The organism is Pseudoalteromonas sp. EB27, from assembly GCF_001974875.1.
Taxonomy (GTDB): domain Bacteria; phylum Pseudomonadota; class Gammaproteobacteria; order Enterobacterales; family Alteromonadaceae; genus Pseudoalteromonas.
In genome coordinates this window covers 127078-148288 of the sequence record NZ_MTQD01000008.1, presented here as the reverse complement: position 1 = coordinate 148288, position 21211 = coordinate 127078, and the positions used below count along the sequence as shown (strand labels likewise).

The window sequence follows — 21211 nt, the reverse complement described above, 5'->3', positions numbered from 1 at the left end:
TGAAAAGTATAAACAATAAAAAAGCCCCAAATTTGGGGCTTTTAAAAGTTAACTGATTAATTGGTTATTTAATCGTTTTGTATTTCCCATGTAGATCCAACACCTACTTCAGATGATTGAATATAATGAAGCCCTTTAGCACCCGCCTCTGCCTGAAGGCCTGCAGGGTCAGTTTCTAATAACGTACTTGTTGCTGTAACGTACTCAAGCACTTCTTTACCATTCGTTGCTGGGTCTTGGTCAATTGCACCATCAGTATCGAATGCCCCATTACCGTTTAGTTTTCTAATTTCAACCCAGTCACCGCTTGCATCGCCTGATACTCGACTATCCATATAACCAAAGTTGTTACTTAGCACCGAACTATCATGATTAATTAAGTCACAGTCATATTCAAAAGCATGGTCACTTTCAAGTGTATTTGGGTAAAATAAGCCTTGAGTTGTAGCACTGCTATTTATTGTGTCTTCGTCTGTTTGATCACCTAGACCATTAGCGATTAAATTACCATTAAAGGTTATTTTAAATGCGTTTTTAGTTAAACCATAAAGCACTGGTGCATCAGCGGCTGTTAGATCATCACAGTCACTAACGGGAGCACGCGAACCTATTTCAGTACTAAATACGATAGGCTGCTGTGAGTTCAAAACCGTATTATTTGTTACATTTAGTGTAAAGTCACCAGCACTATCAAGCACAGCTTGGTTACCCGAGTTTGGCACACCGCCGTCAGCTTGAGAAAATGGGTTAGCTGTAAATACAATACCGCCCGCTTCTTTATTACCCGAACGAATACCTGCAACGTAGTTGTTACTTACGGTGTGACCAAGTGGTGTAATTAATATACCCGCTGGGCGGTCATCAGAGCTTGCAATATCGGTAGTTCGGATAATAACGTTATCTGTAACACTGTTGAAGCCACCATCTTCTAGTGAAATACCACCATTAGGATTTACAATTGTATTGCCTTTGATGGTTGCACCCGATGTTTGCACTCGCATTAAACGACGACCCGTTACAAAGTTTTCTACTCGGTTGTATTGAATAGTAAAATTAGTGTTCTCTGCTGCGTCCGAGCCTGTAGTACTGCCAACATTAATTAAATGTAAGCTAGAATTATCAAAGTTTGGATTGCTACTAGTGCCACTAAACAAGTTATATTCGATAACGTGATCCGAGCTTGCAGATGCCATTTTAATCACGGAGCCATTTTCAGCAAAATTACGATTAGAAAATGTATTACGTTCGATTAAAGCGCCTTTACCTTTTAGCATTAACCAATGATAAGTAGAGTTGTTTAGCGTTGCTTCATCGCCATCTATTGTGTTTTGCGAAAAAGTAAAGTTATCGCCTTCTGAGTAAATAACAGCATCTTCTTCGGCTTCACAAAATGCCCCCGCTTTAGTATCTATATTCTTAAAGGTAAGCCCTGTTAATCCAGCGCCATCTACTCCAGCAGCTACATGTATACATACTTCACCGCTAAGTACAGGAGTTTGACCTTCTACAGCGCGAAGCGTTACTGCACTGGTTAATAAAATTGCATCCATATCAGCATAAACACCGGTGTTTAAGCCAATAACATCACCGTCAGCTAAACCGCCACTTATAGCACCAAGAAGTGCTTCAGGGTTACTAACTAATTGAGTGTAAACCAATGTATCAAGTGAGTTTGTAACCTCACTCGCAAAGCCATCATTATCTGTATACGTGGCTTTTACTGACATTATTGAGCCAGCGTAATCAGAAGGCGTAAATGTTTTACTATTGCTCCCTGCTATTTCAACGCCATCAGCAGACCAAGTATAAGTAACGTTAGCCTCTTCAACGCCGTTGTTATCAGTTATCTCAGCGGTTAACTCGCCATTTGTTAAATAAGGCGCTACACCCATAATGGCTACGCTACCGGCTTCGTCAACCGCAACAGCAGAAACAGCAATTGTTTCCTCAGACGTATTATCCTCGATAAATCCATTATCATCTGTATAAGCAACTTGAACACTTATCTTTTGACCTAACAGTGATGCATCAACTGTAAAGGTACTTTCTGTCTCGCCAACTATCTCTTGTGCATCAGTAAGCCACTGATAAGTTATATCTCCGGTTGCTCCATCGGTATCTGCAATTTCTGCTGTTAATGTATTGCCAACAGTTGGCGTGCCACTAATTGTAACTTGGCCTTCTGAATTTGTTCGTGCTACAACTTGTGTTCCAGTAGATGTAACAGATTCAGCAAACCCGCGGCTATCTTCAAAAGATGCACTAACTGTAATAACTGTACCAAACTGTGCGTCTGTTAACGTGAGCGTTGAAAGTGCTTCATCTGCAATCTCTACGTCATCAGCAAACCATTTATAAGTTACTGTATCGCCATCAAAACCGTTTTCGTCAGCTACATTGGCTGTTAGTTGCGAACCAACTAGAGCGTCGCCCGTAATAGTTAAACTTGCAGGGAATGCGATTGCGGCAACATCTGCGGTTGGATCTGTAATATGCGATTCATTGATACCGCCATCATCGGTATAAAGCCCTTGAACTGTAATTGGTAACCCTATCTGATCGTCACTCAGTGTAAACGAAGCGCTATTTGCACCTGTAATTGCCTCACCATCTGCATACCAATAGTAAGTCACGTCACCTGAGATACCATCAGGGTCACTAACTTCAGCTGTTAATGTTTGTCCGCTTGTAACAGTTCCACTAAGAGCAATAGAGCCCAAGTTGTTGTCATTGTTGTTTGAGTTTGTGTCACAACCAACTATTGCAGCTGCAATAGCGCATAGCGCAAAATGTTTTAATTTCATGGTGGCTCTATTCTCCAAATTTATGGTTTTAATATTTGGTTATCTATTGTGTGTGTTACCAAATAAATCATGCGTTTATTACCAAATTCATTTAAATTGCAAATAAATTGTTAACCAACTTGGTAATATAACCATAATAAAATAACTTTTTCCACTACATCCACCCAATTAAATAACAATAAATAAACATAAAGTTAACCGCACACTGTTTCCCTAGTAAAAAATTGAATTCAATCATGTATAATTACTGCGAAAAAACATAACTTTAGAGCAAAAAAATTGTTTTTACATGAGGTTAAGTAAATCAGATTTATCTAATATATATAAAGTATTCTTATTTGAAGACTATAAGAAAATTAAGAAATGAAGTGAGTTTGTATAGAAAGGATTATTTACAGAGAGAATGAAAAATAAGAGTAAAAAAGGGGCTATTTTTTTGCCCCTTTTTTATTAAGTACTGTTTTATAAAATAGCGTTATTATAAAACTCTACAGGCTCATTTGAGCCCAAAGCAACAGGCACGCGCTGATGCAAGCTCGTTGGCGCAATATCTAAAATACGCGTTCCTCTAGAGGTTGCTTTACCACCTGCGTTTTCAACTAAAAGTGCTAGTGGGTTTGCTTCATAAAGCAGTCTTATTTTTCCGTTATCGTTACCACTGCGTTTATCTTGTGGGTACAAAAATAAGCCACCTCGGCATAAAATACGATGAACGTCGCCTACCATCGCTGCATTCCAGCGCATTGAGCTTTTTTCAAAGCTTTCACAGGTGTATAGCAATTTATCAAAATACACTTGAGTTGGTTCGTCCCAGTAACGGTAGTTAGCCATATTTACGGCAAATTCGCGACTTTGTTCTGGCACACTTAACTGCTTGTTTGTCAGTAAGTAACCGCCATGTGTTGAGTCTAACGTATAACAACGCGTAGGACCGCCAGTACTCATTACAAGTAATGATGAAGGGCCGTATAACACATAGCCTGCACATACTTGATTCACACCTGGCTGACTAAATTGCTCGTCGCTGTTGAAGGCAACATCATCACGGGCTAAGTAAATAGTAAATATAGTGCCTATTTGACCATTAACATCAATATTAGAAGAGCCATCTAATGGGTCAAAGGCAACAATAAACTTACCTTCAGGATGACCACCTACTGCATGATCTTCTTCTTCTGATGCAACTGAGCGTACGCTGCTATCGTCAAGTAGTATGTCTTTAAGTAGTTGGTTTGCGATTACATCCAACTTTTTTTGAACTTCACCCTGAACATTTTCGTTAAGGGTTGAGCCTAAAACACCGGCTAATTCACCCTGACTTACTCGAAAAGCAATTTCTTTACTAGTCGCTAAAATTGTGCGAATAAGTAAAATAAGATCGGTATCTACACCGTCTTCTTTCAATACTGTATTTAATCTTTTCATGCGCTATACCTATTTACACAATTTAGATCGTCAAAGCATTGCTCTAGTCTTGCAACCATACTTTGCTCTGAATGACGCAGCCATACGCGAGGGTCGTAATATTTTTTGTTTGGCTTATCTTCCCCATCAGGGTTACCAATTTGCTCTTGTAGGTATGCTTGGTTATCTTTGTAGTAATCTAAAATACCTGTCCAACACGCCCACTGCGTATCGGTATCAATATTCATCTTAACTACGCCATAGGTTAAAGACTCTGCAATTTTATTGTACTCAGAGCCACTACCACCATGAAACACAAAATTAATTGAGTTGCTTGGTAGATTAAATTTCTCTGATACGTAAGCTTGTGAATCTTTTAAAATAGTGGGTGTAAGAACAACGTTACCCGGCTTATATACACCGTGAACATTGCCAAAAGACGCTGCAATTATAAAGTTAGGGCTAATACGGCTCAAACGTTCGTAAGCAAATGCAACATCTTCAGGCTGAGTATATAAAGAAGAGCTATCTAAGTGTGAGTTATCAACACCGTCTTCTTCGCCGCCCGTGCAACCAAGTTCAATTTCTAGAGTCATACCTATTTTTGCCATACGCGTTAAATAACGTTCACAAATTTCAATATTTTCTTCTAAAGACTCTTCGGAAAGATCAATCATATGCGAGCTAAACAGTGGTTTGCCCGTCAGTTCAAAGTGTCTTTCACCTTCATCAAGCAAACCATCAATCCAAGGTAGTAGCTTTTTAGCTGCATGATCAGTATGAAGCATTACTGCCACTTCATAATGTGCTGCCACTGAATGTACATATCTTGCAGCACTTACCGCCCCAAGCACTGCTGATTGTTGCTCTGGTAAAGATAAGCTTTTACCACAAAAAAATTGAGCTCCACCATTAGAAAGCTGAATAATAACGGGCGAGTTTTTCTTTTTAGCAGCTTCTAGCGTCGCATTTATAGATGTTGTACTAACAACATTTACCGCTGGCAAAGCATATTGATTAGTACGCGCATGCTCATACACAGCACTTACTTCATCGCCAACGATTACGCCTGGCAGTATTGTTGGGGCTAAATAATTCATTTATGCAATCCTTTCTATTTTAAAGCCTGGATACAAGAATCGGTAATTGCTTGCCAGTTTTCTTGCTCAACCCATTCTTTCTTCGCTATCCAAGTACCGCCAACGGCGAATACATTATTTAAAGAAAGATAGTCCATTTTGTTACTTTCGCTAACACCGCCTGTAGGGCAAAAGCTGACTGCTCTAAATACTGACGATACAGCTGATACAAAAGGTGCTCCACCGGCTAGCGATGCCGGGAATAATTTTTGCTCTTCAAAGCCATATTCAAGCGCCATTAAAATATCACCTGTGTTTGATACACCAGGAAGTACCGGTACATTACATTTAGCAAGTGCGGCAAGTAATACAGGAGACACAGCTGGCGTTACAATAAAGTCAGAACCCGCTTCTAGTGCTTGCTCTAAAATTTCAGTATTTATTACCGTACCCGCACCTACTTTTAGCTCAGGCACTTGTGCCTTAATAGCTTTTAATGCTTCTAAAGAAGCTTCTGTTCTTAGCACTACTTCAACTAAAGTAAGGCCGGCGTTAGCCATAGCTTTCGCTATTTGAACACCTTGCTCTGGCGTATCAGCTTGAATTATAGGTAGCAGTGTTTGTCCTGACATAAGTTCAGAAAAGCGAGTCATAACGTTGTTCCTTTATAAAAAAGTAATGCGGCCGAGGTATGGCGGCCTTTAATGTTTAATTATTTTGTTATACCAATTGCATTAAATTAATGAGCTATTATAGCGACAAGAAAATAGCTCAATAACAAGGCTAAAATTATGATACATAGTTGTTCTATATAAATAATTTTTAACGTAGTTAGTGAGTTATTTAATACGCTAAGGTGATCATGTTTTTAATAAAATTGGTATCAGATCCCAGCTTTAACCATTGCTAGCTGAAATATATCTTTTGGAGCAATAGCGCCTGGCTGTTGTATAACAGCACCTGCTGCTTTTGCAGCAAGTTGTACAGCACTTGAAATTGATTTATCAGATAAACGAGCACCTAAATAAACACCGTTAAAAGCATCGCCTGCTGATGTAGTATCTACAACATTTGTTACCGGTATTATAGTGTGGCTTTGAAGGGTCTCGCCCTCTTTTGTCACTACCGATTCAGGGCCATTTTTAACAACAATTTCTTCTATTTGGTAAGGTTTTAAATATTCAACAACCGCTTCTACGCTATGTACGTCATAAAGTGTTGTTAAATCTTCAACGCCAGGTAGGGTAATATCTGCAAGCGTAAAGGCTAAATGATATTGCTCTTTAGTTTCCTCTACACTATTCCACAAACGCGCTCTGTAGTTAGGATCAAAAACTATTTTAACTCCAGCATCTTTGAGCTGCTTTACAACTTTCCAAAATTGCTCACGTGCACTTTCTTCAATTATTGCTAATGAAATTCCTGAAAAGAAAAACATATCACCTTGGCTAAGCTGCTCAAGTGCATCAGCATCTAAAAAATCAACAACCTTTTTAGCTGCAGAATCATTGCGCCAATAAATAAAGCTACGCTCACCATGCTCATCGGTTTCTATGTAATACATGCCAGGTACTTTGGTATCGTGAGCAAATACGAGCTGTGTATTTATTTCTTCACTTTCAAAGCGTTCTAGCATTTTTTTACTTAAATTATCTTGACCTAAAGCCGTAACAACCGAAGTAGTAACCTGTGGGAAGCAACGCTTTAAATACACTGCAGAATTATAAACATCGCCTGCAAATGATTGGTGTAGTGTTGCCGCGCTCATAGCCCTAAGCTCGACCATGCATTCACCGATAAAGTAAATATTTTTCATCTTGGAAGTTACCCTATGTAGTTAACTGCTATGCACTTATACAAAACATGTTGGCATAGCAGTTATTATCTAGATTATTGAGGCTTTTTAAGAGGTTCTATTTTTGGAATTAAAATCCAAACAGCTGCCATTGCTATAATGGCTAAAGAAGCACCAATAACAAATGCTGGTGTATAGTTACCATCAGCAGTAAGAATAGGCACAAGCGATGTAAGGCCTACAGCACCAAGTTTTGCCGCCATACCAGAAAAACCTGATAATGTACCTACAGCTTTTTTGCCTAACAAATCACTTGGTAGTGTTTGCACATTACCAATTGCAGTTTGAAAACCAAATAAAATAACAGCCATAATTAGTACCGCTGTAGTTGGTCCGCCTGGATTTGCCATTGCAAGTAACGCAGGTAGCATAATTAAACAGCCTAGCGTAATAGTTAACTTACGTGTTTTATCAGTGTTCCATCCGGCTTTAAGTCGATTTTGTGCCAGTAAGCCACCAAACCATGCACCAAACATAGCGCCAACATAAGGAACCCAACCGTATATACCAATAGACTTAACATCCATGCCGTATACTTCGTTTAGGTAAATAGGTATCCAAAAAACAAATAACCACCAAATAGGGTCAATCGCAGCAGAGGCAATAATTACACCCCAGCTTTGTTTGCGAGAGAGTAACTCAGCAGTAGACGGGTTATATTCTTCTTCATCTTCGCCAGTCACATCGCCATTATCATCAACACGTCTTTGACCTGTTAAGATATATTCACGTTCTTCGGCAGTAAGCCAAGGGTGAGAGCTAGGCGGCGCTTTAACTAAAATTAACCAAGGCACTAACCAAAGAAAACCTAATACACCAACAAAAACAAACACCATTTGCCAGCTAAAGTAGATAGTTAAGTATGCAATTAAAGGAATCGCAATAATACCGCCGATAGCAGCGCCAGAGTTAAAAATACCCTGTGCTAATGCACGCTCTTTAGTTGGAAACCATTCAGCATTACCTTTAGCTGCGCCCGGCCAGTTACCAGCTTCAGCTACACCTAAGATTGCGCGAAAAATACTAAGGCTAAGTACACCTTGTGCAAATGCATGGGCAACGGTTGCAATAGACCAAACACCTATCGATAAAACAAAACCGAAGCGGGTTCCCACCCAGTCAAATATTTTACCAAATATGGCCTGACCAAATGCATAAGCAAATACAAACACAATTGAAATATTAGCGTATATTTGTTTGCGTTCTAATGCTGATTCATCAGGGAATAAATCTTCAACAATATCAGGCCAAAGCACGCTAAGTGCTTGACGGTCGATATAGTTAATAATGGTAGCTAGCGCAATTAGCGCTATAACCCACCAACGTAAGCCTTTAAGTTGCATAATTAATCCTCAAGAAAGTCTTCACGCGCTGGGCTAAAGGTATCAATCAGGATTCCGCCTGTTGGGCAGGTAGCTCCATGATCAGCAAATGGTGGGATTAAGCAGCTATCACCCGGTTTTAAGATTTTAGTTACGCCATCAATGTTAAAGTGAAATTCACCTTCAACAACATACGTTACTTGAGAATGTCTGTGAGCATGGTTATAACCAATAGCCCCTTTTTCAAACCAAATTTTAACAGCCATTAGCTCTTCGTTATAACCTAGCATTTGACGTTTTAGACCATTTCCTAAATCTTCAATTTCAGTCTCGTTGCCAAATGAAAAGTGTGCGCTTTGCTTTTGCATCCTATTTACTCCTGATTATTGTTCATCATATAAACGGCTAATCGGCCATTTAAAGTGAACTCTTTATTTTGATAATTGAATGTGTTTTTAGCTGATGTTTGTGCTTTATTAATAGCCACTAAATATGACTTGCCTTTAATATCAAGTTCAACAAGTGTTAAATCGCCCTGCTGACTATATTCAAGCTTTGTAACTCTACTAACAGCTTCTAAGGTATATTCTTTACTTGGATTGTATTCACCGTGAGGCTCTAATACTGATATAAATTTATGATGCTTTTGACCCTCAACGCGACGAATAAAACCGTTTTCGTTACGTAAATTAAAATCAGGGTCATTTGCACCTATTTGGGTAAACAAGAAAGACTCATCACCTTTAACCAAACTCGTTTGCGTATAAAAGCGACCATTCTCGTTTAACCACGTTACTTTAGCTAAACCACTTTGAGGTTGCGCTTGAGCTTTAAGCCATAGATGCTGGTAACCATTTTTAGTACCTAATGCAGCGAGTTGTGTTGCATTCGCTTTTAGCTCAAAGCTGGTATCGATAAGCTGACCTTTATAATGCAAAGGCAAGTCAAGCTGATGCGCTTTATTTGCTGCAACATCAAACATATCAAGTGCAACTGTGCTTTGTAGTTCAGGTAAGTTAATAAGTGCAAGCGTGCGTTCAAGATCAACGCCTTTATAAGCTGTGCTTATTTCGCCACTTGAAACCGTGCCATATTCATTTGTTTCAAAGAAGTTAAGCGTTGGGTAGTTATTATTACCTACTTCAACATTTGCATTAAAATGTGTTGTTTCGTCAACCACTACCGTATTGTGCGCAACAGTGTGTTTAGCGTAAGTTTCGTTTTCTGGTAAGTAACGACCGCCGTATTTAGCTTCTACATTTAAAAAACGTGCTGCGCCATAATCAGATACAATTTCATTACCGTGGTCGTAAAACTGCCATGTTAGTTTATCAAAATGACCATGACCTAAACCTTGTGCAGCAGGTTTAAATAGTAGAGCTTGATCGCCACCTAGCTGCGTTCTCATTACAACTAGAGCACCTTGTTTACCGTTATTACCATCGCCGAAAGCAACTGATTTAAACGAATAAGGTTTTGCCATGTTGTTATCAAGTGCTTGAGCTACTTTTAGTCCATCACCAGAGAGGATTATTTGGTCTTGTTGCTTAGCAATATCTAAATAACCGGCATCGTTGGTTAAACCGTATGCCGCAGTTACACCATTTACTAACTCAATGGTATCGATACCTTTACTTTTTATTGCATCGTTAATTGGGAAGAACAAACCGTTGTAGCTAAGTTGAATCGTCGTATCAATCGCTTTTAATAATATGCCATCGCGATATTCAAAGATTTTTCGTTGCGGTTCGTTGTTTTCAATCGCTTTAGCAAACGTTACAAAGGGTAATAGTGCAAAGCGTTGATAGTAAGGACCTTCGTTATAGTAACCTTGTGGTGAAAACAGCATCTCTAGCTGCTTAATAAAGCCACCTTTACCCGACTTTTCTAAATCGTATAATGATTTTTCTACCCACTCAGGTTCACCTAATACATACCCTGCCATGCCAACACCCGCTGTTGCCCATGTTCCATGGTTATGTACTTTATTAAATGTAGAGGGTTGGCCTACTGATGTGAACAACGAAACAGGACGTAGTAAGTCATTTTCAATTTTTTTAATGTTATCGGCATTTAAAGAATCATGAATTAGATCATATGCTTGTATTGTGTACACAAGCCACATTGCTTCATTTAGGCTTTGCCAAAAAAACTTACCTGGATTTTGCGAATCCATTTTACGTTTTGGATGCAGACCAAGCGTTGGGTATAATTTTGCATACTCAAGCAACATATCACGTACATAATTTGCGTATTTATCATCTTGGCTTAATTGATAAATAATGCCCGCATTGTACATAAGTTGGTAATTTTTCTTATGACGCTCATGTGTATAACCACCACCGCCGTCTTTTGGAACTGGCACAGTGATAGGCTGTGCAATTTGCTCGTCAACTTGTGCTTTTAGTGATTCAAACGCGTTAGCAAACTTTGTGCTACTGTTGCTACTAATTGCTTGGCGCATTTGCTTAACATCATCAGTAGTAATTACTAAGTTTGGGTGCGCTGCATGCGCACCCAATGATGTAAGTAATGTAAGTGCAGCTACAGCAGCTATTTTAAAACCTGTTTGGCATTTTAATAAGTGCATAGTATTTACCCTGCCTTATTTAAAATGTTGTTATTTTTTAATACTGCCGTATGCGGGCCTTTAACTCTTAGTTCTTTAACACTTGGTGCTTTAGTTTCATCAAATGTATTGTTTGAGATTTCAGTTTTAGGCTCGCCTACTGTGTGCTCTACAACAATAGGAGCAGTTTTAACAAATTTATTATCTGTGATATTAGTAACCTGAACACCGTGAACATAAATGCTCGCTTGCTCTTTATTACGCTTACCAAAGCCAATATTATTAAGCGTGTTACTCGTCATTTCAAAATGAGGACCAAATGTACTTTCATCTGAACCACCACGGTAAAGCTTAACTATGCCGCCTTCTACATCGTTAAATGTATTATTATTTACAATGACGTATTCCGCGTTATAAACACCTAAGTCTTCAATTTCAGTATTTAGACGTAAAATGTCACCTGTTACTGTATTAAAGGTATTACCTGTAAGAATAATTTCATCAGCCATTGCACCTTTACCAGTGATAAAGAAATGGAATGAATGATTAATATCTAAAGCATTCAACTCAGAGTTAGTCATTACAAAGCGATAATTATCAACCATACCCCATTTTTGCGTACGAACAATGCTGTTCCCTATTGCATCTGGCGCGTTTTCACCTGAAATTGATAAGCCATCTAGTTTTAAGCTGCCGCCATCATGTATTTCAAATAATGTAGAGCGTTGAAAAGTAAGTTTAGACTTGCCGCTTTGCTTCGCTTTAATTGTCAACGTTTTATCAATTTTAACCAGTTTAGAAACATCATACTGACCAGGTGCGAGTTCTAATACATCACCTGACTCTGCATTATCAATAGCGTCTAGTAATGCACTTACATCAGCTTTAACAGAATGTGTTTTACCAGAATCAAAATCAACTAAGGCAGGTACTTTTGCATACCAGCTAACACCGGTATCTTCTTTTTTCAGCACTTTCAAATCGCGCTTTGCACCTACATTTAAACTTTTAGATGTTGGGTAAAGTAGACCATTACTTGCTTTTTTAAGTGTGATTTTTTCTTTCTTTACACCGTACATTAACTCAGAAAGCACTTTTGTATCAGCAATGTTGTTACTTAGTACCAACCCACTTACATCATCAAATGTTGTAAATGGCTGTTCGCCATCTTGATTTATGATTAAGTTGTTTTTCATTGTGCTGTTTTTAGGCGCCGCACTTCGTTCAGCATCGCTACCAGCTGCAAGTTGAATATGACGCACATTTATAAATGTGTTGTTTTCAATCGTCGCATTTTCAACCTGGTGATAACGATTAATAGATGAATTTGGTACGCCGTTCATCACAGTAAAACCACTGCCAAAACGGTATCCTGTTAGACCTTGTAGGTAGTTGTTTCTTACAATTTGGTCTTTATTGATAACGCGTATACCACCTGTGTGATCAACACCATTACCAATGAAAATATTTTCTTCTATAAGGTTACCGTTACCGTGGCGCAGCGTTAATGTACCGCGCGCTTCATAAAATACATTATTACGAAGGATGTTTTTGCCTGACTTAACCGAAACAATTTCTACTTCACCATTGGTGCGTTCAAAGTAGTTATTCTCTACCAATGTATGCGAATCAGTTAATGAGTAATGGCTGGTGCCAATACGTAGGGTTTCACCACCGTTCGAACCAAAAGTAGGACGGTAACCAAAGTAGTTGTTATCTATACGATGATAATTTTCCTGACTTGCTTCAGTATTTAAACGCACAGCAACTGTCACGCCTTTATTTCGTTTTCCGACTAAATGGCTATGATCGAAGCGGTTATGTTGTCCATATAGTGCCACCCAATAATCAGACTCTCGTTTGTCTGGATTACTGTAATTATCGATTACTGTTTGTGTAACTCGTGAATTGTAGGCTAATTCATTTTTATTTTTACGAAACTCTATTACAGCTGAGCTCGGTGTATAGCCGTCTTTGAATACTAAACCTGAAGCTTCAAGGTATTTACCTGCAAGTCTTAGGTTAGATTGACCCGATAAAATTACTTTACCGTTGGTTTCAGCGGTCAATAAAATAGGAGAGTTTTTTGTGCCTTGGCCTTCAAGTAGGATTTCGAAGTCAGACCATGTACCGTTTTTAAGGATTACTTTGTCGCCAGCAACTAAGTTAGACGAAATATCACGGAAGGCTTGTTTATCATCTACAAAATAATCTTTGGCTGCTAATTGCGTAGATATACAACCAATCAGAACTAAACTTAGCTTTATAGTATTAATTAAACGCATAGTTAACTCTTTATATTGTGACTCGAATTAGGCTCTATGAATATTTAAAAGTGGTGTTGCACAAAGCAGGCTAAGTCTCGTCAATCGAAAGTGTGTGTGCTGGCGCTAAACTATAAAGCTAAGCGCCATTTGTCGTGTTTTTTACTTTTCTAACTTTTTGAAGTAATCAAAAATTTCAGGAACGTTACCTTGACCCATACCAGCGTCAAACGCTGCTTGTAGGTTAGCTGATGAACCTTCAGCGATTTTTGATTCAGTACCTAGGTCTTCTACCATTTGTAGGAAGTAGCCTAAATCTTTGTTTGCATTAGCAATTGAGAAACCAAGGTCGCTAACATTATCAACCGCATAGTTTTTACAAAATTGCATAAACGGTGAATTAGATGGACCAGTCGACATGATGTCGAAAAGTTGTTGACGGTCAACACCAGCAAGTTCTGCAACTGCAAACGCTTGTGACATAGCACATACTGTAGTCATGCCCATGAAGTTGTTGATTAGCTTAGTTGTATGACCAGCACCTAGCTCGCCAAGATGGAAAACATTTTCACCTTGATCTTCTAGTACTGGTTTAACTTTATTGAATGTATCAATATCGCCTGCAGCCATAATGTTTAAAAGACCGTCTTTAGCATGTGCTGGAGTACGACCAAGAGGAGCATCAATCATGCCTGCGCCTTTTGCTGCTAAATCAGCACCAATTTTTTTAGTAGATGATGGGATAGAAGTACCAAAATCAACTAATACTGCACCTTCTTTAATACCCGCTAGGATACCGTCTTCTGCGTAAACAATTTTTTCTACAACGGCAGACGTTGTAAGACAAAACATAACAATATCTGAACCTTCAGCTAGCTCTTTTGCAGTGCTTGCTGTTTTTGCGCCTCTAGCAACACATGCTGCAACCGCATCTTTGCTAAGGTCCATAACAATTAGCTCATAGCCTTTGTTTTGTAAATTTTCGGCCATGTTGCCGCCCATTAAGCCTAAGCCGATGAAACCGATGACTGGTTTTGACATGAATAACTCCTAAATATGTGGCGCATACTTTTATAAGAACAAGTAAAATTTACTCTATAAATACGCTGTGTCTTTTGTTTCAATTTGTAGAGTAACTTTAAGCTTGAGTTATTTATAAATTAACCTGTGCAAAACGTAACTCTGATTAATTACCAATACATTGTATTCACTCAAACCAAGTAACTTACCAATTGGTATGCAAAAACTGTATTACCATACGACTTTTTTGTCAACCAATAAGTTAACCAAGTAAACCCCGCATTTTTACAAATTACATACAAAAAAAATTAATACAAAATAAAAACAATTAGTTAGGGAGAACTAACCCAATCAAACCCAGGTTAACTTTTGTTGAACAATCAGTAACTTTTTTTATACTAATAGGTTGACCAATAATTAAGTGTTCTTTATTTAAATATGCAAAATTCAATAAAACGGTTCATTAATTGGCAATTTACAATTGATGTTATTGGTAAATCATAAAGGCCATACATGAACAGCTTCCAAATCTCCATCGCATTGAGGTTGTGATCTATAAGTAACGCCTACATATATGGCTAATACACATAAAACCACAAAATGTGCTTAATAATAGTGCTTAGTTGAAAATATACTGAACTTTGAAAAAATCACTAAAGGAACTGAATAATGCGTTTATTACATACTATGCTGCGTGTAGCTAATTTAGACAAATCAATTGCTTTTTATACTGAAGTCTTGGGTATGAAAGAATTACGCAGAGCCGACAATGACGAGTATCGGTATACATTAGCTTTTATTGGGTATGGAAATGAAAAGGACACGACGGTCCTCGAATTGACATATAACTGGGATGAAGATAGCTACGACCTGGGTAATGCTTATGGACATATAGCTATTGAATTTGAAGATATTTACAAAGCCTGTGCTGATATTAAGGCAGCCGGTGGCAATGTTAGCCGTGAACCAGGACCTGTAAAAGGCGGTACCACTGAAATTGCTTTTGTAAAAGACCCTGATGGTTACTCAATAGAGCTAATTCAGAAAAAAGAAGATATGAGTAACTTTTAAATTACTCTCTAACAAATTCAAGTGATAACAATTTACTTAGCCATGTAGGGCCTAATTGAGGGTGTAACAAATTTTATGAATTGTTCAGATACTTGTGTAGATTGGTATTAAATAAAAGGTGCTTTTTAGCACCTTTTTAACGCAACTGACTATCTTTACTACCACGTCTATTGAATGATTTTGCGCTAGCACCATTACCTTCTATTGCAGCTTGGCATGCAACACAATAACGCACTCCAGGTAACGCAAGCCTTCGTGCTTGTGGGATTTTCTCGTCGCACTCATCACATAGCTCTGCACTTGCGCCAGATATTAAATTGCTTCTTGCATACTGTACGGCGTCATTAACACTCGCATCAATTTGATCTTGAATTGCACCGTCTCGTGCCCATCCACTTGCCATAAATCCTCCTAATAAAGTTGGATGTTTAAGTTTATGCTACCAAATCGAATCTTTATAAGTACTGAATAAAAAAGCTAGGAATGTGATGTTCTTTGAAGGCTTAAGCTACGAAACTATATTTTATACTTGGAGAAAAGATACTGTAGCTGTTCTTTGTGAACTCTTTTTCAAAAAAGATCAACACTCTACAATTAGGCAAAAAAAAGCAGCTAAAAAAGCTGCTTTATAATTCCAATTATTTATTTAAATATTAAAGGCTGTAATCAACAACCTTCATACCTAATTTTTCGAGCTCTGGGCGGAGTGTTTTAGCATCACCCACTACTAAATAAATCATGTCTTTAGTATTTAAGTGTTTTTTAGCTAAGGCGTTAACTTCTTCTTTGCTAATATTGCTAACAATCTCATTTCTTTCTTTTACAAAGCTAGGTTTTAAATCAAATTCTAATATTTGTGCTAAAAAGCCAAGTTTTGCATTAGGCGTTTCGTATTTAAGCGCATCTTTTTGATTGATAGCTTTACGCATAAACATAAGCTCTTCGTCAGTGACACCGTTTTGAGCATAGTTATTAAGCTCATTAGTAAACTCTGTAATAGACGCTGCAGTAGAGTCGGCTCTCACCGCTGCAGAAGCAGTAAAGCCACCCGATGTTTTATCACCCCAAAAACGAGAGCGAGCACCGTAAGTGTAGCCTTTATCTTCGCGTAAATTTAAATTGATACGGCTGTTAAACGTGCCGCCCAGTGCAAAGTTCATCAAGTTAGCTTTAAAAAACTCACCTGTAATATCTTCAACCATATCGCGTTTACCAATACGAATTTCTGATTGAGGAGCATCAGGTTTATCAACCAAATAAATCACATTAGTTTCTACTTTAGGTTCACTGAAATCAACCGCTACTGAGCTCGATTTACCTTTCCAGTTTGTAAGTGTAGCTTTAACTTTTGGTTCAATTGTTGACTCTTTTAAATCAGAAACAATAATGACTTGAGCGCCCTGCGGTTTAAAGTTTGCGCTATAAAAAGCTTTAACGTCAGCAAGTGTAATAGCCTCTATACTATTAAGCGTTCCAGTGCTTGGAAGTGCGGCTATATTGTTTCCATATAGTAATTTACTATATGTATTAGATGCTAAATACCCAGCATCCTTCATTGAATGTTGAATATTTTGAATGATTTGCTTTTTATTACGCTCAAAGTCATCTGCATTAAATGCTGGTTTAAATAACTTTTCTTCGACAAGCTTTAGCGTTGCATCGACATTTTTGGTTAAGCTAGAAACATACACATTTGTATGTGTTTTATCTGAGTAGATATTTACCTGGCTACCTAGCTTTTCAAGCGCGTTACTCATCTGCTCTGTAGTGTAGTTTTGCGTTGACTCGCTCATTAACGATGCAGTTATTGATGATAAACCAACTTTACTAGCTTGCTCACTGTACAGGCCACCGGGAACTTTAATGAAAATAGCGGTAGTTGGTGTTTCTGTACTTTGAGTACCTAATATTTTAATACCGTTTTCGGTCTTAGTTTGCCAAAGAGTAGGAACATCAACAGCAGGATTTGCGCCGGCCTCTGGATGAACACTTCGATCAAATGTATCAACAGCTCTTCGTGCCACTAAATCATCAGCTGAAGTTGTAGATGGACCTCCAAAATCATGCGTTTTAGGAGTAAAGTTGTCTGGTGCAGCTATAAGCTGTGTCTGCCCTTCTGGCACAACACTCATAATAACGGCAGATTTATCTTTGATATATTGATTAAAAACACGCATAACATCAGCTTTTGTAACTTTGTTATAACGTGCAATCTCATCTTTAGCTGAGTTTGGATTACCAGTAAATGTTTCTGACGCGGCTAGTTGAGAGACTTTACCTGATACGCTTTGCAGACCAAAAATTGCACCCGATTCTATTTTAGCTTTTACTTTATCTAAATCATCTTGTGTAACGCCTCGCTCTTCAAATTCAACAAATGAATCACGAATGATTTTTTCCATATCAGCTAACGTTTTCCCTGCTGTAGGATTTGGTAAAGCATAAAGACTAATTGAACACGCTAACTCTTGGCATGGGTGATTTGCACTTGCTTGAACAGCAAGTTGAGTTTTAACTAAGTTTTTGTATAGTAGTGAATTATTACCACCACCTAATATTTCAGCAAGTATATCCAGTGGTGCTTCATCTTCAGAGCGAGCGTAAGTCGTTGGGAAGCTCATGCTTAATAAAGGTAAATGAACTTTATCTTCCATTGAAATATATCTATCAGCATCTAGTGTTACAGCTGTTTTTTCTACTGTAGGAATTTCAGGGCCTTTTGGTATTGGCGCAAAGTATTTAGTAACTAAAGGCAGTATTTCATTAGCGTTGATGTCGCCACCAATAGTAAGCGTTGCATTATTAGGACCATACCACTTTAAAAAGAATGCTTTTAAATCATTTACATTTACGCGATTAAGATCGTCCATAAAACCAATTACAGGCCATGAATATGGATGACCATCAGGGTACATTGCTTGAGCAACACGCTCACCTAAGCGACCATAGGGGCGATTATCAACGCGTTGGCCGCGCTCATTTTTTACTGTTTCGCGTTGTACTTCAAATTTTTCTTGGGTTACAGCATCGAGTAAAAAGCCCATTCGATCAGCTTCTAGCCACAACATCTTTTCTAATTGATTTACAGGTACTGTTTCAAAATAATTTGTTCTATCTGAGTTAGTAGTACCATTTAAAGTACCGCCTGCTTCAGATATTATTTTAAAATGTTCCTCATCAGCAACATTTTCTGAACCTTGAAACATCATATGCTCAAAAAAGTGAGCGAAGCCTGACTTACCCAACTCTTCGCGAGCAGAACCAACATGGTATGTTACATCAACGTGTACTAAGGGGTCTGAATGATCCTCATGCACAATTACTGTTAAACCGTTATCTAGTTTATATTTTTTATACGGTATGTTGATTTCACCTGCATTAGATTTCACTGATTCAATAAGTGTAACGCCAGGAATTGATGTTTCTTTAACAATATTTTTATCAACAGCTTGAGTTGAGCTATTACATGCAGCTAACCCTGATGCAAGTAAAACAGCGAGTGCAATTTTTGTGAGTTTCATTTTTTAGTCCATATTTAAATTAACTCAATGAGTTTAAAGACTAATTAAAAGTACAACAAGGAATATGGAGCGATTATCGGTTTGGTTTTGTAACGAAGTGTAAATAGATTGATATAAAAATACAAAGTTGGGCGTAAAATGAGGATATTTATTTTTGAGTTTTATTCTAATAACACTGCACTTCCCTATTAAAAAATAAGTAAATGACATACCTAAGAGATTAGTACTCTTGATAACGTCGTGCATAGAGAGTGCGATGTCACACTGCTTTATACATTACTTAAAATAAGTAAGTGGCATCCCCAAAAGATTAGTACTCTTGATAACGTCGTGTATAGAGAGTGCGGTGTCACACTGCTTTATACAGTACTTAAAATAGTAAGTGGCGTCCCCAAGGGGATTCGAACCCCTGTTACCGCCGTGAAAGGGCGGTGTCCTAGGCCTCTAGACGATGGGGACACATAAATGTGTCACTAGGACAACTGAATTTTTAGACTCGTTTCAGACGAGCTTTCTTAATAACACTACACCCACTATAAAAATAGTAAGTGGCGTCCCCAAGGGGATTCGAACCCCTGTTACCGCCGTGAAAGGGCGGTGTCCTAGGCCTCTAGACGATGGGGACACATAAATGTGTCACTAGGACAGCTGAATTTTTAGACTCGTTTCAGGCGAGCTTTCTTAATAACACTTCACTTCCCTATTAAAAATAAGCAAGTGGCGTCCCCAAGGGGATTCGAACCCCTGTTACCGCCGTGAAAGGGCGGTGTCCTAGGCCTCTAGACGATGGGGACACATAAATGTGTCACTAGGACAACTGAATTTTTAGACTCGTTTCAGGCGAGCTTTCTTAATAACACTTCACTTCCCTATTAAAAATAAGTAAGTGGCGTCCCCAAGGGGATTCGAACCCCTGTTACCGCCGTGAAAGGGCGGTGTCCTAGGCCTCTAGACGATGGGGACACATAAAATGTGTCACTAGGACAATTGATAAGTTTAACTCACATCATGAGCTTTAAGGTAATTGCGTTTAATACAAGTAAAGACTCGAGCTTTAATTGTGACGCTATTTTCTCGGTAAAACCGCCTTAACTAATAAAAGCTAAGTGGCGTCCCCAAGGGGATTCGAACCCCTGTTACCGCCGTGAAAGGGCGGTGTCCTAGGCCTCTAGACGATGGGGACACAGAAAACTGCTACCCTAGGACAAAACACTAATTTTTGGTGGAGCCATGCGGGATCGAACCGCAGACCTCTTCACTGCCAGCGAAGCGCTCTCCCAGCTGAGCTATGGCCCCAACTTAATCAATACCCGTCGTGATAAACACATCGTGTATCGCTTAGTGCGGGGCGCATTCTATGCACCACCCAAAATAAAGTCAACAGTTTTTTACCTAGCTTTATTTAAATGGTTTAATTTTCAACAAACTGGCTATCAAGCGTGCTAAAAAATACAATTTGAATAATATTCTAGCCCTACTGCTTATAATAACATCACTATATCGCAGCGAATACTCAACAACACCCTACTCCCCCTAATTAATGCAACAAAACTACATCAAAGCAAAGGTATACATTTATATGCAAATTGAATTTATCTAAAAACTACCAATTAAGGCCTCGCCAATAGCCTTAATCTTTTAAAAGTTATAATTACTTATAATAACCAAAGTTTAAATGTGGGTTTGAGAGTACCCACAACATTCACTCGCTTAATAGCCAGCGTAGCTCGTACTGAGAAAAGTCGATTATTGTTTGAAGAACATTTTTTAAAGAACATTGTAGCTTCGTAATTCTATGTACAAAACTTTAGCTATGTGTGATTTAATTTAGGGCATGTTGACCTTTGTGGATTGAAATTTGTTCAATCTAGGGGCGATTTAATCGCGGCGCGAGGTTTGTAACCTAGTGGGCTAACTAAAAACCGAGCAACCAAAGAGTAATTCCCCCTGGGCAGAACCCTTCGGGCAGCGCATGTCTGGTCTTTATTCTGCGTTATCGCCTATTTATCGGGAATAACCACACGAATAGGCTCTGCCTTGTCTAAACACCTAACATACTGCTGCAAATTTAACCTCGAAAGATCAACACGCCCTAGCCTTAACCCGAAAGGCTGTTAGTGAGGAGTGCGTCTTTCGAATTGGCTAGGTTGGCTTATAAAAAATAAAACAAGTACAAAAATAAAGTTTAGAGTACTGTAAATATCATTCGTTTGGGGAAGTTTAAATTAAATTCATTTTTAAAGGCCAGCTCTATTCACTAAATAACTCGCCCTAATATTAATCCATCTGGATTATAATCATA

14 protein-coding genes and 6 tRNA genes are annotated in these 21211 nt (G+C 38.4%); 2 read left to right on the top strand and 18 right to left on the bottom strand.

Going from position 1 to position 21211, the window contains the following annotated elements:
• Window positions 1–68 precede the first annotated feature (68 nt).
• The 10 genes from BW142_RS10815 to BW142_RS10770 all read right to left on the bottom strand — a co-directional run bounded on the left by BW142_RS10815 (window position 69) and on the right by BW142_RS10770 (window position 14338).
• On the bottom strand, window positions 69–2804 hold the full coding sequence (locus BW142_RS10815; RefSeq protein ID WP_076924852.1) for a poly(beta-D-mannuronate) lyase: 2736 nt from the start codon (window positions 2802–2804) through the stop codon (window positions 69–71).
• 462 nt (window positions 2805–3266) lie between these two features.
• Window positions 3267–4229 carry a class 1 fructose-bisphosphatase gene (locus tag BW142_RS10810; protein WP_076924851.1) on the bottom strand — a complete coding sequence of 321 codons (963 nt, stop codon included), beginning with the start codon at window positions 4227–4229 and terminating at the stop codon, window positions 3267–3269.
• Entirely contained in the window at window positions 4226–5308 is a 1083-nt protein-coding gene (gene fbaA, locus BW142_RS10805) for a class II fructose-bisphosphate aldolase (RefSeq protein WP_024598714.1), read from the bottom strand. Before fbaA ends, BW142_RS10810 begins: the two co-directional genes overlap by 4 nt.
• A gap of 14 nt (window positions 5309–5322) precedes the next feature.
• Window positions 5323–5940, bottom strand: a complete 618-nt coding sequence (gene eda, locus BW142_RS10800) for a bifunctional 4-hydroxy-2-oxoglutarate aldolase/2-dehydro-3-deoxy-phosphogluconate aldolase (protein WP_076924850.1) — start codon at window positions 5938–5940, stop codon at window positions 5323–5325.
• Window positions 5941–6170: 230 nt separating this feature from the next.
• Window positions 6171–7103: a sugar kinase gene (locus BW142_RS10795; RefSeq protein WP_024598716.1), complete on the bottom strand. Its 933-nt coding sequence runs from the start codon at window positions 7101–7103 to the stop codon at window positions 6171–6173.
• 74 nt (window positions 7104–7177) lie between these two features.
• On the bottom strand, window positions 7178–8485 hold the full coding sequence (locus BW142_RS10790; RefSeq protein WP_007585328.1) for an MFS transporter: 1308 nt from the start codon (window positions 8483–8485) through the stop codon (window positions 7178–7180).
• Window positions 8486–8487: 2 nt separating this feature from the next.
• A complete protein-coding gene (locus tag BW142_RS10785) occupies window positions 8488–8832 on the bottom strand; it encodes a cupin domain-containing protein (RefSeq protein ID WP_024609426.1) in 345 nt (114 codons plus the stop codon).
• A gap of 5 nt (window positions 8833–8837) precedes the next feature.
• Window positions 8838–11054, bottom strand: a complete 2217-nt coding sequence (locus BW142_RS10780) for a heparinase II/III family protein (RefSeq protein WP_076924849.1) — start codon at window positions 11052–11054, stop codon at window positions 8838–8840.
• 5 nt (window positions 11055–11059) lie between these two features.
• Window positions 11060–13318, bottom strand: coding sequence for a chondroitinase-B domain-containing protein (locus BW142_RS10775; protein WP_024598718.1), 2259 nt, complete (start codon window positions 13316–13318; stop codon window positions 11060–11062).
• Between the two features lie 141 nt (window positions 13319–13459).
• A complete protein-coding gene (locus BW142_RS10770) occupies window positions 13460–14338 on the bottom strand; it encodes an NAD(P)-dependent oxidoreductase (RefSeq protein WP_002962960.1) in 879 nt (292 codons plus the stop codon).
• A 648-nt stretch (window positions 14339–14986) separates the two neighbouring features.
• On the opposite strand from BW142_RS10770, the gene gloA reads away from it, so the two are divergent.
• A complete protein-coding gene (gene gloA, locus BW142_RS10765; RefSeq protein WP_024598720.1) occupies window positions 14987–15388 on the top strand; it encodes a lactoylglutathione lyase in 402 nt (133 codons plus the stop codon).
• Between the two features lie 136 nt (window positions 15389–15524).
• On the opposite strand, the gene BW142_RS10760 is transcribed toward gloA, so the two are convergent.
• Window positions 15525–15791 (bottom strand): DksA/TraR family C4-type zinc finger protein, encoded by a 267-nt coding sequence (locus BW142_RS10760; protein WP_002962957.1) that lies wholly within the window; start codon window positions 15789–15791, stop codon window positions 15525–15527.
• Window positions 15792–15876: 85 nt separating this feature from the next.
• Here BW142_RS10760 and BW142_RS20730 point away from each other — a divergent pair, with 85 nt between their 5' ends.
• Window positions 15877–16020 (top strand): hypothetical protein, encoded by a 144-nt coding sequence (locus tag BW142_RS20730; RefSeq protein WP_171972327.1) that lies wholly within the window; start codon window positions 15877–15879, stop codon window positions 16018–16020.
• 21 nt (window positions 16021–16041) lie between these two features.
• Here the strand turns inward: BW142_RS20730 and BW142_RS10755 are convergent, their stop codons facing one another.
• From BW142_RS10755 to BW142_RS10725, 7 genes are all read right to left on the bottom strand, one after another.
• Window positions 16042–18909 carry a pitrilysin family protein gene (locus BW142_RS10755; RefSeq protein ID WP_076924848.1) on the bottom strand — a complete coding sequence of 956 codons (2868 nt, stop codon included), beginning with the start codon at window positions 18907–18909 and terminating at the stop codon, window positions 16042–16044.
• Window positions 18910–19292: 383 nt separating this feature from the next.
• Window positions 19293–19368 (bottom strand) — tRNA-Glu (locus BW142_RS10750).
• Window positions 19369–19458: 90 nt separating this feature from the next.
• Window positions 19459–19534: transfer RNA gene (locus tag BW142_RS10745), tRNA-Glu, on the bottom strand.
• A 93-nt stretch (window positions 19535–19627) separates the two neighbouring features.
• Window positions 19628–19703: transfer RNA gene (locus tag BW142_RS10740), tRNA-Glu, on the bottom strand.
• A gap of 93 nt (window positions 19704–19796) precedes the next feature.
• Window positions 19797–19872 (bottom strand) — tRNA-Glu (locus tag BW142_RS10735).
• A gap of 144 nt (window positions 19873–20016) precedes the next feature.
• Window positions 20017–20092: transfer RNA gene (locus BW142_RS10730), tRNA-Glu, on the bottom strand.
• Between the two features lie 37 nt (window positions 20093–20129).
• A tRNA-Ala gene (locus BW142_RS10725) sits at window positions 20130–20205 on the bottom strand.
• Window positions 20206–21211 lie beyond the last annotated feature (1006 nt).

What these genes read in the sequence shown, in the direction of transcription:
- BW142_RS20730 (WP_171972327.1), top strand. Translation starts at nt 15,877, where the DNA reads ATGTTCTTTGAAGGCTTAAGCTACGAAACTATATTTTATACTTGGAGA.
- BW142_RS10795 (WP_024598716.1), bottom strand. Translation starts at nt 7,103, where the DNA reads ATGAAAAATATTTACTTTATCGGTGAATGCATGGTCGAGCTTAGGGCT.
- BW142_RS10760 (WP_002962957.1), bottom strand. Translation starts at nt 15,791, where the DNA reads ATGGCAAGTGGATGGGCACGAGACGGTGCAATTCAAGATCAAATTGAT.
- BW142_RS10780 (WP_076924849.1), bottom strand. Translation starts at nt 11,054, where the DNA reads ATGCACTTATTAAAATGCCAAACAGGTTTTAAAATAGCTGCTGTAGCT.
- BW142_RS10770 (WP_002962960.1), bottom strand. Translation starts at nt 14,338, where the DNA reads ATGTCAAAACCAGTCATCGGTTTCATCGGCTTAGGCTTAATGGGCGGC.
- fbaA (WP_024598714.1), bottom strand. Translation starts at nt 5,308, where the DNA reads ATGAATTATTTAGCCCCAACAATACTGCCAGGCGTAATCGTTGGCGAT.
- gloA (WP_024598720.1), top strand. Translation starts at nt 14,987, where the DNA reads ATGCGTTTATTACATACTATGCTGCGTGTAGCTAATTTAGACAAATCA.
- BW142_RS10755 (WP_076924848.1), bottom strand. Translation starts at nt 18,909, where the DNA reads ATGAAACTCACAAAAATTGCACTCGCTGTTTTACTTGCATCAGGGTTA.
- BW142_RS10810 (WP_076924851.1), bottom strand. Translation starts at nt 4,229, where the DNA reads ATGAAAAGATTAAATACAGTATTGAAAGAAGACGGTGTAGATACCGAT.
- BW142_RS10785 (WP_024609426.1), bottom strand. Translation starts at nt 8,832, where the DNA reads ATGCAAAAGCAAAGCGCACACTTTTCATTTGGCAACGAGACTGAAATT.
- BW142_RS10815 (WP_076924852.1), bottom strand. Translation starts at nt 2,804, where the DNA reads ATGAAATTAAAACATTTTGCGCTATGCGCTATTGCAGCTGCAATAGTT.
- BW142_RS10790 (WP_007585328.1), bottom strand. Translation starts at nt 8,485, where the DNA reads ATGCAACTTAAAGGCTTACGTTGGTGGGTTATAGCGCTAATTGCGCTA.
- eda (WP_076924850.1), bottom strand. Translation starts at nt 5,940, where the DNA reads ATGACTCGCTTTTCTGAACTTATGTCAGGACAAACACTGCTACCTATA.
- BW142_RS10775 (WP_024598718.1), bottom strand. Translation starts at nt 13,318, where the DNA reads ATGCGTTTAATTAATACTATAAAGCTAAGTTTAGTTCTGATTGGTTGT.